Here is a 14,934-nt window from a genome sequence, read left to right on the forward strand (position 1 = left end):
CGCTGCCGGGACAGTTGTTATAATAATTCTGCTACATGCTGCCGGATATTGTTGCTGATCGTATCGAGCGGGAGGTCGTTGGCATCCGTTCCGAAAGGATTCTCAATTTCTTCTGCAATCAGCTCCAGGCTGGCCAGTACAAAAAAGATGAAGACGATCATCGGGATAATAAGATAGCCCACGCTGAATACATAACCGAAGGGCATCGACATCACATAAAAGAAAATAAATTTTTTAATGAACACACTATAGGAGAAGGGAATAGGTGTATTTCTGATGCGCTCACAGGCGCCGCATATTTCTGTGAATGACTGCAACTCGGTATTGAGCATAATCAGCTGGTCACCCGTCAGCTGCCCGTCGCGGTGCAGTTCCATGGTTTTGCTTATCAGTTGCTGTGCCAGCTGATTGGGTACATGGTTGGAGAGGTTGGTGTGTTGTGGGGCGCCTGGTACGGCTTCCATCTCTTCGGGGAGATGTGTTTTGCGGAGATGGTTTTTCAGGCTGAAGGCATAATTGGGGATCATTGCTTTGAAAAAGGCCCTGGCAGCGGTATTTTCTACCGGCAGCATTGCCTGCAGTTTGATGGCCAGATTGCGGCTGCTGTTGACCAGCGTGCCCCATTGCCGCCGCCCTTCCCACCAGCGGTCGTAGGCGGTATTGGTGCGGAACACCAGCAGCAATGATATTACAAAACCCAGGAGGCCATGCATCAGCGAGATGTTCTTTAACTCATTGTTGGCCGACAGCTTCCATACTTCCAGTTCCAGCCAGGCAATAAGACCGGAGTAGACGGATAAGGCAATAAACATGGGAAATAGTTTTCTGACCGTATCCGCCTTATGGATCCGGAAGATGAATGTAAACCACTCCTTCGGGTTATAATTGATCATACTTGACAAATTAAAAGGGCAAAAGAATCCTTATCGGGCCGCAAACCTAAATTTTTTATGCAGGATTTTGATAACTTCCTGCTTTAAGTTTACTTTACGTCTTCTTTTATTTGAATTAGAGTTATGATTAAGCCGTACTTGTATATTGATAAGTCTAAGGGAAAGGGCAGGGGAGTCTACACAAAAGAAAAGATTCCTGCCGGAACAAGAATTGAAACTTCACCGGTGCTTGTACTCTCTTACGACGACACAGAAATAGTGGATAAAACAAAACTCCACAATTACATTTTCCTCTGGGGTGTAAGAGAAACCCGTTCCTGTGTAGCACTGGGCTTTTGCTCCATCTACAACCATGACTACGATCCCAATTGCGAGTATGAGATGGATTTTGAGGCTGATACCATGAGCATCATTACCCGTCGTGATATTAAGAAAGGCGAGGAGCTTTTCATTAACTACAACGGTGAAGTGGACAATACCTCTCCTGTGTGGTTCGATACCAAACGCAAACAAATTGCTAAATAGACCAGGATTATAAAGATTTAAAAGATTAACCTGATGGGTGTAGATGATAAGTGTTGTCATTTGTACTCGTCAGGTTTGTCTTTTAAAATCAATTGAATCCTGGTTCCTTTTTCGAATATTGTATAAGTGCTTATATAATATAAAAAATCTACACCCATCAGGTTAATCTTTTAAATCCTTATAATCCTGGTCTTTTTCATTAATATTGTATAAGTACTTATATAAAATAAAAAACTGCACCCATCCGGGTAATCTTTTAATATCCATTTAATCCTGGTCTATGTCGTTCTATCCCGCTTTAGGTTATCTCGTTTTTGGCAGCCGGTTGCGCAGGCTGAGTGAATACTTCCTGATGGAAGTAAATAAGGTATACGAACAGGCTGGTATTCCTTTTGATGCCAGCTGGTTTCCGGTGTTTTACCTGCTCTCGCAGCAACAGCCCATGCCCATGATCGATATTGCCGGTCAGCTTGAAATTTCCCACTCTGCAGTGAGTCAGATGGTGACCAGCCTGAAGAAAAAAGGACTGGTGAAAACCACTCCCTGCAAGGAAGACGGACGCCGGCAGCTGGTCGCTTTTTCAAAAAAAGGAGAGGAGCTGCTGCTACAGATCCAGCCTATCTGGGAAGCCATTTCTACCGCCATGAATGAACTGGCCATGGAAAACAAACAAAGCCGGCAGGTATTGGCAGCTATCGCGCAGATTGAACAATCTGTACAACAAAAGCCTTTATCTGAAAGGATCAGCAAACAATTATAAATCATCATACACCAAACAATTTTAAAAATAAATCATCCTGTCATGAGTGATATTTTTAAATACGGTACAGACCAGTTGACCGTTGGCAAAGTGATCGACATTGCCGCAGGAAAGGTGAAGGGAATCCTGTCACCCGACGTTATTACACGTGTACAAACCAGTTCTGGTTATGTGCAGACAATCGTAGCACAGCATACCACGGTATACGGTATCAACACCGGGTTTGGTCCGTTATGCGATACCAAGATTTCGGAAGAAGATACCCGCGCTTTGCAATATAATATTCTGCAAAGCCACAGCGTAGGCGTGGGTGCACCTATCCCCGAAGAAATTGCCCGCTTTATGCTGATCACCAAAGTACATGCATTGGCGCAGGGTTATTCGGGTGTTGCATTGGCCACACTGGAACGGATCATGTGGCATATCGAAAACCGTGTCACGGCACTGGTGCCGGAGAAAGGCTCTGTGGGCGCTTCTGGTGACCTCGCGCCTTTGGCGCACCTCTTTCTACCTCTCATCGGTTTAGGCCAGGTATGGTATAAGGGAGCCGTAACGGAGATGTCTGCCGTGCTGCAACAGGAAGGTATGGAACCGGTGGTGCTTGGCCCCAAGGAAGGACTTGCACTGATCAACGGTACACAGTTTATCCTCTCTTTCGCCGTAAAAGCAGTACAACGCCTGTACAACGCACTGGAAGCCGCTGACATCATCGGCGCACTATCTCTCGAAGGACTGATGGGCACCGCCAAACCATTTGATCCGCGCCTGCATGCTATCCGCCCGTTTCCCGGCAGCCAGCTGGTGGCACACCGCCTCAAAACAATGCTGGATCATTCAGAGATCATGTCTTCACATGTTGACTGTGGCCGCGTGCAGGACCCTTACTCTCTCCGCTGTATGCCACAGGTACACGGCGCTTCCCGTACTGCATGGCAACACCTGCAGGAATTGACGACCATCGAACTGAATGCCGTAACGGATAATCCTATCATCTTCAGCGCCACCGATACCATCAGTGGTGGCAACTTCCACGGTCAGCCCTTGGCGCTGCCGCTGGATTACGCCACGGTAGCCGCCGCCGAACTGGGTAATATCTCCGACAGGCGTTGTTATATGATGATAGAAGGAAGATACGGGCTACCTAAATTACTGATCCAGGATGCCGGTCTGAACTCCGGCTTCATGATCCCGCAGTATACCACCGCGGCATTGGTCACAGAAAATAAAACGCTCTGTTTTCCTGCCAGCGCGGACAGTGTGCCTACTTCACTGGGCCAGGAAGACCATGTGTCTATGGGTTCTATCAGTGGCCGTAAGTTGAACCAGGTGATCGGCAACCTGGAATATATATTGGCTATAGAACTGTTGTATGCCGCGCAGGCAGTGGATTTCCGCCGCCCGCTGAAATCCGGTCCCGTACTGGAAGCCGTGCATCAATATGCCCGCAGGAAAGTTTCCTTCGCCACAAAAGACCGCATCTTCGCATATGATATCGCCGCCTTACACCACATCATCACCGATCAATCACTCGTGCGCGTAGCCAATGAAGCCGCCGCCCGGCATCAATTACCTTTAAACGGACTTTATCATGACCAGTTTGGACTTTATTAAAACATACGCGGCACACCCGCATTATAAAGCGCCACGCGGCACTGTCCTCCATGCTAAATCATGGCAAACAGAAGCTCCCTTGCGCATGCTGCTCAACAACCTGGATGATGAAGTAGCGGAGAACCCGGATGAACTGGTGGTATATGGTGGTATTGGTCAGGCTGCTCGCAACCGCGAGTCATTGCAAAAGATCATCGCCATATTACTGGAGTTGGATGAAGACCATTCACTGCTGGTGCAGTCCGGCAAGCCGGTAGGTATTGTGCGCACGCATCCGCAGGCGCCGCGCGTGATGCTGGCCAACAGCAACCTGGTTCCGAAGTGGGCCACCTGGGAGCACTTCAATGAATTGCGCGCCAAAGGATTAATGATGTATGGACAAATGACTGCCGGCAGCTGGATTTATATCGGTACACAAGGCATCCTGCAAGGGACCTACGAAACCTTTATGGAATGCGGCCGCCAGCATTTTGATGGCAACCTCACAGGTAAGCTGATCGTTACAGCAGGAATCGGCGGTATGGGTGGTGCACAACCGCTGGCGGCTACCATGGCCGGCGCGGTGATGCTGGCGGCAGACATAGATCCTACCCGTATTCAGAAACGCATCGATACCCGGTATATCGACCGCATGACCCATTCCTACGAAGAAGCCATTGGCTGGGTAAAAGCAGCACAGGCAAAAGGAGAAGCGTTGTCTGTGGGGCTGGTAAGTGATGCAGGCGACCTGCTGGAACGTATGCTGAAAGATAATCTCATCCCGGACATTCTCACTGATCAAACATCCGCACACGATCCTGTGAACGGTTATGTACCCAATGGGTTATCGCTACAAGCCGCACTGGATCTGCGTAAAAGCGATCCTGTACAATACCGGCAGTTGTCGCTGAAAAGTATGGCGCGTCACGTAGGCTTCATGCTGGCGATGCAACAAAAAGGCGCCGTTACTTTCGACTATGGCAACAACCTGCGCGAATTTGCAAAAGAAGGCGGAGAGCCGGATGCATTTAACTTCCCAGGGTTTACACCGGCGTATATCCGCCCGCTGTTTTGCGAAGGGAAAGGGCCATTCCGTTGGGTGGCGTTGTCCGGCGATCCGGAAGATATTTATACAACTGACCGTGCATTGATGGAAGCATTTCCTGAAAATACACACCTGATCAACTGGTTGAAACAGGCGCAGGAAAAAGTGGCTTTCCAGGGATTGCCTGCCCGCATCTGCTGGCTGGGTATGGGCGAGCGGGAAAAGGCGGGGCTGATCTTCAACGAACTGGTGAGAACAGGAAAAGTGAAAGCGCCTATAGTTATAGGTCGTGATCACCTGGACTGTGGCTCTGTGGCTTCTCCTAATCGTGAAACAGAATCCATGAAAGACGGTTCCGATGCCGTAAGCGATTGGCCGCTGCTCAATCTCATGGCTAATACCGGCGGTGGCGCTACCTGGGTATCTTTCCATCATGGTGGTGGTGTAGGTATGGGCTATTCGCAGCATGCCGGCATGGTGGTATTGGCAGATGGCACGGATCGTGCTGCTACCTGTTTAAGCCGCGTGCTTTTCAACGACCCCGCAATGGGCATTTTCCGCCATGCCGATGCCGGCTACGAAAAGGCGCAGGAATGGGCAAACAGGTTTGGATTAAATATTTAGGGATTTTTTGATTTACGTATTTAGGAATTTATAAATGCAGCGGAGATATAGTTTTTTATTTTGTATCAAAAGTTGATCTCCGCTGCATTTATAAATTCCTAAATACGTAAATCTCTAAATTCCAAAATCACCATTAATAAGAAGCAACCATGAAAACGTTACTTGGTCCTTTTTCACAAATACTTCCATTATCCGGTTTGCCTTTAAAAGGGGCATTGCAGGATGAACAGTTAACGGTGATAGAGAAAGGTGGTATGGTGATCGAGGATGGTAAGATTATCGCAATAGGGGAATACCGGTTACTGCAACAACAGTATGGGGATGCTGGTATTGCTTTTATGGATACGCCGCTGGTATTACTGCCAGGTTTTATAGATTGTCATACACATATTTGTTATGATGGTACCCGCAACAGGGATTATGCCATGCGCATTGCGGGTAAAAGCTACCTGGAGATTGCCCGTACCGGTGGTGGTATCTGGGACTCTGTTACCAAAACACGTATAGCCGATACCGTTACCCTGGTAGAGAATACAGTGGCACGTGCCAATCGTCATCTTAAAGAAGGGGTGACCACGATAGAAGTGAAGAGTGGCTACGGGCTTAATTTTGAGAGCGAAGTGAAGATGCTGCGGGCCATTCAGCAGGCGGATATGCATACAGCAGCCACGCTGGTGCCCACCTGTCTGGCAGCACATATGCAACCCCGTGATTATACCGGTACCGCAACGGAATACCTGCAATGGATATTGGAGGAGTTATTGCCTGTATTAAAGCAGGAACAACTCACCAACCGGGTGGATATCTTTATCGAAGAAACCGCCTTTTCTGCCGATGCAGCAGCAACCTTTCTGCAACAGGCCACACAGCAGGGCTTTGCTGCTACGGTGCATGCAGATCAGTTTAGTACAGGAGGCGTGGCCGTGGCCGTGGCGGCAGGTGCATTATCTGCCGATCATCTCGAAGCCAGTGGCGCCAAAGAAATTGAATTGCTGGCAAATGCTGCTACTGTTGCAGTAGTTTTGCCGGGTGCATCTTTAGGTTTGGGAATGCCATATGCACCGGCGCGTAAGTTGCTGAATGCAGGTGCATGCCTGGCCATTGCGAGCGACTGGAACCCGGGATCTGCGCCTATGGGCGATTTGCTGGTACAGGCAGCCGTGATGAGTGCCGCAGAAAAATTATCTACCGCAGAAGTATTTGCGGCGCTTACCTTCAGAGCTGCACCAGCCCTGCAATTGCAGGATGTTGGTCAGCTCGTGGCCGGATATGCCGCTGATATGCAGGCATATCCTACAGCCGATTACCGGGATATCCTGTATTATCAGGGTAAGATGAAACCGGCTGTGGTGTGGAAAAACGGAGAAATAGTTACATGATGATGATAACAAAGGAATGCTATCAGCCCACGTCGGCTGCTACCTGGACCGGCCGTATCGACGGCACCGACCCGGATCTGATGCGATGGCACCAGGTGATCAGAACGGTGAACCTGCTGGAATCACCACTGCCTGCACTGCAACCCGGTGAAAGAGGGGTGGTCCTGCTGGGCTTTGCCAGCGATGAAGGGGTGCGCCGTAACAAAGGCAGAACAGGCGCCGCAGCAGGACCTGCTGCTTTACGAATGGTCATGGCCAATTTTCCGGCTCACTTCAACGCACATACGATTTTCCTGGATGCAGGAGATATTATATGTAATAACGGTGAACTGGAAAACGCACAGCTGGTACTCAGCGAAGCCGTGAAAGCTATTCTCATAGCGGGTTATCTGCCGGTATTACTGGGCGGCGGTCACGAAATTACGTATGGTCATGCCAGTGGTATCCGCCAGTATGCACAGCAACGAAAAAGTAAAACAGGCTTCATCAGCTTCGATGCGCATTTTGATATGCGTGTACCCGGTGAGGAAGGTGCTCATTCCGGCAGTGGTTTCTGGCAATTGGCGCAGGACTGTAAACAATCCGGTGAGCCTTTTAATTATCTCGCACTGGGTATACAGAAAAGTGGAAATACCCGCCAGCTGTTTAATGTCGCCGGTGAAGAAGGCGCCACCTATGTAGGTGCTGATGCTTTTCACCTGCATGACAAGGACACGCTGTTTGCCGCCATTCAGCATTTCCTGAGCCAGGTAGATGAAGTATACCTGACCACTTGTATGGATGTATTTGCGGCTCCTTTTGCACCGGGTGTAAGTGCGCCTGCGGGCAATGGTATTATGCCGGGAGGCTTGTTCCTGCAATGTTACCGCGCTATCCTGCAAAGCGGTAAAGTAACAGGTGCTGATATAGCAGAACTGAATCCTTCACTGGACATAGATAACCACACCGCCAGACTGGGCGCGGCTATTATCTTTGAAATACTGATGGCATACTGTGGTGATGATTCGCTGGATTAAGACCGTTACCAGGAAATATTTACCGGCGCCTGGCGCATGTGCAGCGCACATTGTGCCAGGAGTTGCTTCGTCTCCAGTTGTATGCGCTTCACCAGTTCCCCTGCATTTACAGGTATTGCCATCTTTTCTTTCTTCATACTGGTAATAGTGTCTTTCAAAAATAATAATAGTGCATTGGCATCATGCCATTGGCCTAATAGTTCCCCGGCTGTTTTGGTATGTTGCAGCAATTGTTTTCTTCCGCGTGATGCAGGTAATACCTGGTCCATAATCGTTAGCTGGAAATAAAGCGCCTTCATATGTTTTCGCAGTGCATGCCAAACGGTATGGTGTGCATTACTGGCTGGTAGCGTAGTATGGCTGTATTGTTCTCCAATGAAGGTTAGCAAAGTTTCAATGCTTTTTTTACTGTCGGTATCCGCAATGGCTTCCCTGAAGTTTTCCGGCAGATCAACTGTTTTTTTTATAGCAGTACGTTTAATAACGGCCTGCATCAGTGTATCGGTGGTGGCTTGTTTGTTTTTCAGCAGCAGGTGAGCTGTTGAAAAGCGCCAGCCGATACTTTTCTCCTGTCTGGCAAGAAATTTTTCCTGTAGATGTGTATCCCTGGAAGTGCCGCCAATAGCCTGTATCAGCTTTGGTACACGAAGGTCTTTGCCGGGATGGAACGTGTATTCCGGCAGTTGTGCCACCAGTGCAAAAAATGCCCTGATCTTTTTTCCACTCACACGTAAGGCGTGGATGGCATTGGCATCTCCGGGAGCCTGCTGCAAATGTGTGTATGCTTTTACTACAGTATCGCATTCCCCGCGGAGATATTTATATAAGGCTGCTTGTAGCATCGCTATTAAAGTTACCTAAAAAACGTATGGGTCCCTGACTTCATATGCCCCTTTTTTATATCTGAAAGCGATGACGGTAACGGGAAGTTAACAAGGGAGCAGCAGGCTCATTGGGATATTTTCAATAAGTTTGTATCAAATTGTCAAGTTATGCAGTCAATCCCCAAAATGGCAGCAACTTTGCTGCTGGCCGCATTGAGCATCCCCGCCTTTGCGCAGAAAATCAAGCTGGTGGAAGGAGATCTTTCTCCTTTAAAAGGCGAAAAAAAACTCAATGTTGAATTTACCTATGATCATCTTGCTGTTGGCAAGTTTGATAATGAAGATGAGTACGTCAAAAAGAAAACAGAAGAGTACAACAAGAAGGAAGCCGGCAAAGGCGACACCTGGGCCAAAGCCTGGAGTAGCGACCGTGCCGACAGGTACGAACCGAAATTTGATTCCTTGTTTAGTGAAAACGGCGATATGAAAGCCGGTTCTTTTTCAGATGCCAAATACACCCTCATCTTCCACACAACTTTTATAGAACCCGGCTTTAATGTAGGTGTTGCACGTAAAAATGCCAGTATTGATGCGGAAGCCATTATCGTGGAAACGGCCAACAGGAATAATGTAATAGCCAAAATTTCTGTAGACAATGCACCAGGGCGGATGTTTGCCGGTTTTGATTTTGATACCGGCGTACGTATTACCGAAGCTTATGCAGTGTCTGGAAAGAAGCTGGCTAAGTTTATACAATAAACAGAACGGCCTTCCCGGTCAGAATACAATGGTTTTATTGCCGTGTAAAATGATGCGGTTATCAATATGTGCTTTCACTGCCCTGGTAAGCACCTGCCGTTCTATGTCCCGGCCCAGCATCACCAGGTCGTTTACGGCATGTTTATGACTTACCCTGGCCACATCCTGTTCAATGATGGGACCTTCATCCAGTTCATTGGTAACATAGTGTGCGGTGGCGCCTATCAGTTTTACCCCTCTCGTATAGGCGTTGAGGTAAGGCCGCGCGCCCGCGAAGGCTGGCAGGAAAGAATGGTGGATATTGATGATCTGCTGCGGAAAAAGGTTGACAAACCTGGGTGATAAAATCTGCATATACCTGGCTAGCACGGTAAAATCGATGCGGTGTTCATGAAGCAGTCTTATCACGGCATCTTCCTGTAAATCCTTGCTGCCTGCAGCTACCGGGAGATAGTGAAAAGGGATGTCCAGCGCCGTACATTCCTTTTCCAACTGCGGATGATTGGAGATAACCAGCGGAATATCTGCCTGTAGCTCTCCGCTTTTCCATCTCCATAATAATTCCATCAGGCAGTGATCATAGGCAGACACCATGATGGCCATCCGTTTGCGTTTATCGCTATAATGGATATGCCATTGCATCGCCAGTGGCGCAGCTACCTGTTCCTGGAAAGTTTGTTCCAGGGCGGCTTTATCGGTCAGTTCCAGCTGGAATTCCATCCGCATAAAAAATAAACCTTCACGGGGATCTGTACTGTGTTGGCTGGCATCCAGTATATTTGCACCCAATTGGTACAGGAACTTTGATACGCCGGCTACAATACCCGGGCGATCAGGACAGCAAATAAGGAGACAGGCGGTAATATTGTTAACAGGAGTCTTTAACATAAGCCTAAAATAAAAAATTATAATATAAAGCACTAAAGAATCTCCGTTGAAAAAAATTGGATTGATGTCGGACACGCATAGTTATTTGCATCCGCAGGTATTTAAATATTTTGAAGAAGTAGATGAAATCTGGCATGCCGGCGATATCGGCAATGTGGAACTGGCAGATAAACTGGAAGCATTTAAACCTTTCCGGGCTGTTTTTGGTAACATCGATGGTGCGGATATCCGTATCCGTTACCCGGAAACCCTTCAGTTCACCCTGGAAGGAGTAGAGGTATTGATGACCCATATTGGTGGTTATCCGGGGAAATATGCCCCCGGTATCCGGGAACAAATAAAAAACCATCCGCCCAAACTCTTTATCTGCGGGCATTCTCATATCCTCAAAGTAATGCCTGACCCGGCACTCCATTTGTTGCATATGAACCCGGGCGCTTGCGGACAGCAAGGCTGGCACAAAGTAAAAACACTCCTGAGATTTCAGCTGGAGGCAGGTCGTATTCAACAACTGGAAGTCATAGAACTACCAAAATGACCGCTGCAAAAGGCTACCTATAACTGAAACAACGCTTATGGACAAACGAATACTACTTGTATTACTAATTGTTTGCTGCCGGATCAGCCCATTGTCTGCGCAGAGCAGGTTGATGAAATGGCTGCATACGGACAATGATACGGCCTATATTGAGGATCATACGGAAGATATTACCTTTCGCCTGTATGGCTCCCGTAAATACACGAAATATGATATTGTTGACAGAAAACAAAACAGGGATATTCTCTACCGGCCCAATACGCCGCTCAATATCGGTTTTGGCGCCAACTACCGCTTTATTGGCCTGAACCTGGGTTTTAACCTGCCTTTTATTAATAAATACGATAAATACGGGAAGACAAAATATCTCGATCTGCAATCACATATTTATCTCCGTAAACTGGCGATCGACTTCTACGGACAATATTACAAAGGATATTATATTGCTAACCCGGAGGAGGTTTTTGGTAAATCATATGCGGCTGCCAATCCTTATCCACAGCGTCCTGACATTCGTAATATCGATTTCGGACTGAATGTGCAATACATTTTCAACGACAAACGGTTTTCTTACCGGGCGCCCAATCTGCAGAATGAATACCAGAAAAAAAGCGCCGGCTCATTCATTGTGGGGGGAGAAATTTTTTTAGGGAAGATCAAGGGAGATTCGTCCCTGGTGCCAGCCAATATTGCTGACACTACGTTCCTGCGGGAAGAGCATTTTTACAAAACAGGAATTTCCAGTATAGCCGCCAATGCCGGTTATGCCTATACGTTTGTTTATAAAGAACATCTTTTTTTATCGCTTTCTGTGACGGGTGGCTTAGGGTTGAACCAAACAAATCTTTTCCTGGAAAGCGGTCATGTGAGCCGTAGTGTGGGCCTGCAATTCAGCAATACGGTGCGTGCTTCTTTAGGGTATAATTCCAGCCGGTATTTTGCCGGTGTCCACTATGTAGGGATGACCACCCGCAGCAGGATGCCTGTGCCACACACTTATCAGGCATTCGGTACCGGCAACTTCAGGGTAAGCCTGGTGCGCCGTTTTACGCTGAACAAGCCGCTCTGGTAGTTAACTTTGTGCCGGTGTAATCCACTTCGCCTTATCAGGTGCGGTATATTTTTCCATCTGTGTCAGCAGGTCGGTAATATCACTGCTGTGTAGCAGCATATCCCTGTTTTGTGCAGACAGGAAGCCCTTTTCTGTCATGGTTTGCGATAACTGCAGCAATGCATCATAGAAGCCGTTTACATTCAATAATCCGATGGGTTTTTTATGAAGGCCCAATTGTCCCCAGGTAAGCATTTCAAATAATTCTTCCATGGTGCCGAACCCGCCGGGTAAAGCAATAACGCCATCACAAAGTTCATTCATCTTCATTTTGCGTTCATGCATGGTGTCTACGAGGATCAGCTCTTTTAAGCCGGCATGTGCCAGCTCTTTCTGTTGCAGGAAGTGGGGGAGTACGCCTGTTACTTCACCGCCAGCCTTTAAAGCGCCATCGGCTACAGCGCCCATTAGTCCTACTTTTGCGCCGCCATATACCAAACCGATATTCCTTTTGGCCAATGCAGCACCGAGTAAGGTGGCCTGCTCCGTAAAAACAGGATCGTGTCCTGCACTGGAGCCACAAAAAACGACGATACGCTTCATAAAAATTCAGGGATTTTTTGATTTACAAATTTAGGGATTTAAAATGCAGCGGAGATCAATATTGAAGCTCGCTGCATTTTAAATCCCTAAATTCGTAAATCAAAAAATCCCTAAATCAAATTTATTTCTTCGCTGCTTCTGCACGGATTACGTTCAGCGCGCCACCAGCTTTAAACCACTCGATCTGTTGTTGGTTGTAAGTATGGTTTACGGCAAACTCGTCTGTGCTGCCATCTTTGTGATGCAGTACGATGCTGAGTTGTTTTCCGGGAGCAAAGTCAGTCAGTCCGTTGATATCAATGGTATCATCTTCCTGTACTTTTTCATAATCTTCTTTATCAGCAAAGGTCAGTCCCAGCATACCCTGTTTTTTCAGGTTGGTTTCGTGGATACGGGCAAAAGATTTCACCAGTATAGCACGAACGCCGAGATGACGGGGTTCCATGGCAGCGTGTTCGCGGCTGGAACCTTCCCCGTAGTTTTCATCACCTATTACTACAGCGCCAAAACCTTTGGCTTTGTAATCGCGCATGGTAGCAGGAACTGCTCCATATTCGCCGGTTAATGCGTTCTTAACGGTATCGCTTTTATCGTTGAATGCGTTGATCGCACCAATCAGCATGTTGTTGGAAATGTTGTCGAGATGACCACGGTATTTCAGCCATGGACCTGCCATAGAGATATGGTCAGTCGTACATTTACCTTTTGCTTTGATGAGGAGTTTCAGTCCTTTCAGATCAATACCTTCCCATGCAGCAAATGGCGCCAGCAGTTGCAGGCGGTCTGATGTTTCGGATACTTTCACCTGCACTTTGCTACCATCGGCAGCAGGGGCCTGGTAACCCGCATCTTCTACCGCGAAGCCTTTGGTAGGCAGTTCAAAACCGGTAGGTTCGTCCAGCATTACTTCTTCACCGTTTTTGTTCTTCAGTTTATCTTTCAGCGGGTTGAAGGTAATACTACCTGCAATAGCCAGTGCTGTTACGATTTCAGGTGAAGCCACAAATGCGTGGGTAGAAGCGTTACCATCATTTCTTTTCGCAAAGTTACGGTTGAAGGAAGTGATGATAGAGTTCTTACGGGTAGGATCGTCTATATGACGCGCCCACTGGCCTATACAGGGACCGCAGGCATTGGCGAGTACTACACCGCCAACCTGGTCGAAAGTACTCAGTAAACCATCTCTTTCGATGGTGAAGCGTACCAGTTCGGAACCCGGCGTGATCGTAAACTCAGATTTCATATCCAGTTGCTTGTCGATGGCTTGTTTAGCCAGGGAGGCAGCGCGGGAAATATCTTCGTAGGAAGAGTTGGTGCAGGAACCGATCAGGGCTACTTCCAGTTTTTCAGGCCAGTTGTTTTCCTTTACTGCCTGTGCAAATTTGGAGATAGGCCATGCCAGATCCGGTGTGAACGGACCATTTACATGTGGTTCCAGTTCGTTCAGGTCGATTTCAATTACCTGGTCGTAGTATTTGGCAGGATCTGTATATATTTCAGCATCCGGGCGCAGGTGATCTTTCACCGTATCGGCCAGTGCAGCTACTTCAGCTCTGCTGGTTACCTTCAGGTAATCAGCCATTTTGCTGTCATAACCGAAGAGGGAACAGGTAGCGCCGATTTCAGCACCCATGTTACAAATAGTACCTTTACCGGTTGCACTCAGACTGTCGGCACCTTCACCAAAGTATTCCACGATAGCGCCTGTACCACCTTTTACAGTGAGGATACCGGCTACTTTCAGGATAATATCTTTGGCAGATGTCCAACCACTCATTTTACCTGTCAGTTTAACACCGATCAGTTTCGGCATTTTCAGCTCCCAGGGTAAACCAGCCATTACGTCAACAGCATCAGCGCCGCCAACACCAATAGCTACCATACCTAAACCACCGGCATTCGGGGTGTGGGAGTCAGTACCGATCATCATACCACCGGGGAATGCGTAGTTTTCAAGTACTACCTGGTGGATGATACCAGCACCTGGTTTCCAGAAACCAATACCGTATTTATCAGAAATAGAGGAAAGAAAATCGTAAACTTCTTTATTGGTATCAATAGCAGTCGCCAGATCTTGTGTGGCGCCTACTTTTGCTTGTATAAGGTGATCACAGTGTACAGTGGAGGGAACCGCTACTCTATCACGACCACAGGTCATAAACTGGAGCAAAGCCATCTGGGCTGTTGCATCCTGCATCGCTACACGATCCGGCGCAAATTCAACATAGGATTTGCCTCTTTCGTAAGGCGTGGTTGTAGGTGCATACAAATGAGCGTATAAAATCTTCTCGGCAAGTGTGAGCGGGCGACCTAACATCTTACGGGTTGCTTCCACCTTACCCGGTAGTGCCGCATACACTTTTTTAATCATGTCAATATCAAACACCATGGGAAAAAAATTAATTTAAGAGCGGTTAAAAATTGCATGCAAAATTAACT

General features: G+C 47.6%; 14 protein-coding genes. 9 read left to right on the forward strand and 5 right to left on the reverse strand.

Annotated elements, in window-relative coordinates:
• Positions 1-17: 17 nt before the first annotated feature.
• Positions 18-893 (reverse strand): bestrophin family ion channel, encoded by an 876-nt coding sequence (locus ABQ275_RS03465; protein WP_349316876.1) that lies wholly within the window; start codon positions 891-893, stop codon positions 18-20.
• 123 nt (positions 894-1,016) lie between these two features.
• On the opposite strand from ABQ275_RS03465, the gene ABQ275_RS03470 reads away from it, so the two are divergent.
• The 6 genes from ABQ275_RS03470 to hutG all read left to right on the forward strand — a co-directional run bounded on the left by ABQ275_RS03470 (position 1,017) and on the right by hutG (position 7,832).
• Entirely contained in the window at positions 1,017-1,418 is a 402-nt protein-coding gene (locus tag ABQ275_RS03470; RefSeq protein ID WP_349316877.1) for an SET domain-containing protein, read from the forward strand.
• Between the two features lie 280 nt (positions 1,419-1,698).
• On the forward strand, positions 1,699-2,178 hold the full coding sequence (locus ABQ275_RS03475) for a MarR family transcriptional regulator (RefSeq protein ID WP_349316878.1): 480 nt from the start codon (positions 1,699-1,701) through the stop codon (positions 2,176-2,178).
• A gap of 42 nt (positions 2,179-2,220) precedes the next feature.
• Positions 2,221-3,789, forward strand: a complete 1,569-nt coding sequence (hutH, locus tag ABQ275_RS03480; RefSeq protein ID WP_349316879.1) for a histidine ammonia-lyase — start codon at positions 2,221-2,223, stop codon at positions 3,787-3,789.
• Positions 3,767-5,437 carry a urocanate hydratase gene (hutU, locus tag ABQ275_RS03485; protein WP_349316880.1) on the forward strand — a complete coding sequence of 557 codons (1,671 nt, stop codon included), beginning with the start codon at positions 3,767-3,769 and terminating at the stop codon, positions 5,435-5,437. Before hutH ends, hutU begins: the two co-directional genes overlap by 23 nt.
• 149 nt (positions 5,438-5,586) lie before the next feature.
• Positions 5,587-6,816, forward strand: a complete 1,230-nt coding sequence (gene hutI / locus ABQ275_RS03490) for an imidazolonepropionase (RefSeq protein WP_349316881.1) — start codon at positions 5,587-5,589, stop codon at positions 6,814-6,816.
• Positions 6,813-7,832, forward strand: a complete 1,020-nt coding sequence (hutG, locus tag ABQ275_RS03495; RefSeq protein ID WP_349316882.1) for a formimidoylglutamase — start codon at positions 6,813-6,815, stop codon at positions 7,830-7,832. Before hutI ends, hutG begins: the two co-directional genes overlap by 4 nt.
• Positions 7,833-7,837: 5 nt before the next feature.
• On the opposite strand, the gene ABQ275_RS03500 is transcribed toward hutG, so the two are convergent.
• Entirely contained in the window at positions 7,838-8,674 is an 837-nt protein-coding gene (locus ABQ275_RS03500) for a CHAD domain-containing protein (protein ID WP_349316883.1), read from the reverse strand.
• 150 nt (positions 8,675-8,824) lie between these two features.
• Between ABQ275_RS03500 and ABQ275_RS03505 the strand changes: the two genes are divergently transcribed.
• On the forward strand, positions 8,825-9,415 hold the full coding sequence (locus ABQ275_RS03505; protein WP_349316884.1) for a hypothetical protein: 591 nt from the start codon (positions 8,825-8,827) through the stop codon (positions 9,413-9,415).
• A gap of 18 nt (positions 9,416-9,433) precedes the next feature.
• Here ABQ275_RS03505 and purU read toward each other — a convergent pair whose 3' ends face one another.
• Positions 9,434-10,303 (reverse strand): formyltetrahydrofolate deformylase, encoded by an 870-nt coding sequence (gene purU, locus ABQ275_RS03510; RefSeq protein ID WP_349316885.1) that lies wholly within the window; start codon positions 10,301-10,303, stop codon positions 9,434-9,436.
• A 64-nt stretch (positions 10,304-10,367) separates the two neighbouring features.
• On the opposite strand from purU, the gene ABQ275_RS03515 reads away from it, so the two are divergent.
• Together ABQ275_RS03515 and ABQ275_RS03520 are read left to right on the forward strand one after the other, a co-directional pair.
• Complete coding sequence (locus ABQ275_RS03515) at positions 10,368-10,841, forward strand: metallophosphoesterase family protein (RefSeq protein ID WP_349316886.1); 474 nt, start codon at positions 10,368-10,370, stop codon at positions 10,839-10,841.
• 37 nt (positions 10,842-10,878) lie between these two features.
• On the forward strand, positions 10,879-11,913 hold the full coding sequence (locus tag ABQ275_RS03520; RefSeq protein WP_349316887.1) for a DUF4421 domain-containing protein: 1,035 nt from the start codon (positions 10,879-10,881) through the stop codon (positions 11,911-11,913).
• Here ABQ275_RS03520 and ABQ275_RS03525 read toward each other — a convergent pair whose 3' ends face one another.
• Together ABQ275_RS03525 and ABQ275_RS03530 are read right to left on the reverse strand one after the other, a co-directional pair.
• Positions 11,914-12,495, reverse strand: a complete 582-nt coding sequence (locus tag ABQ275_RS03525; RefSeq protein WP_349316888.1) for a TIGR00730 family Rossman fold protein — start codon at positions 12,493-12,495, stop codon at positions 11,914-11,916.
• Between the two features lie 121 nt (positions 12,496-12,616).
• Entirely contained in the window at positions 12,617-14,884 is a 2,268-nt protein-coding gene (locus ABQ275_RS03530; RefSeq protein ID WP_349316889.1) for an aconitate hydratase, read from the reverse strand.
• Positions 14,885-14,934: the final 50 nt, after the last annotated feature.

Source organism: Chitinophaga sp. MM2321, assembly GCF_964033635.1.
GTDB lineage: Bacteria > Bacteroidota > Bacteroidia > Chitinophagales > Chitinophagaceae > Chitinophaga.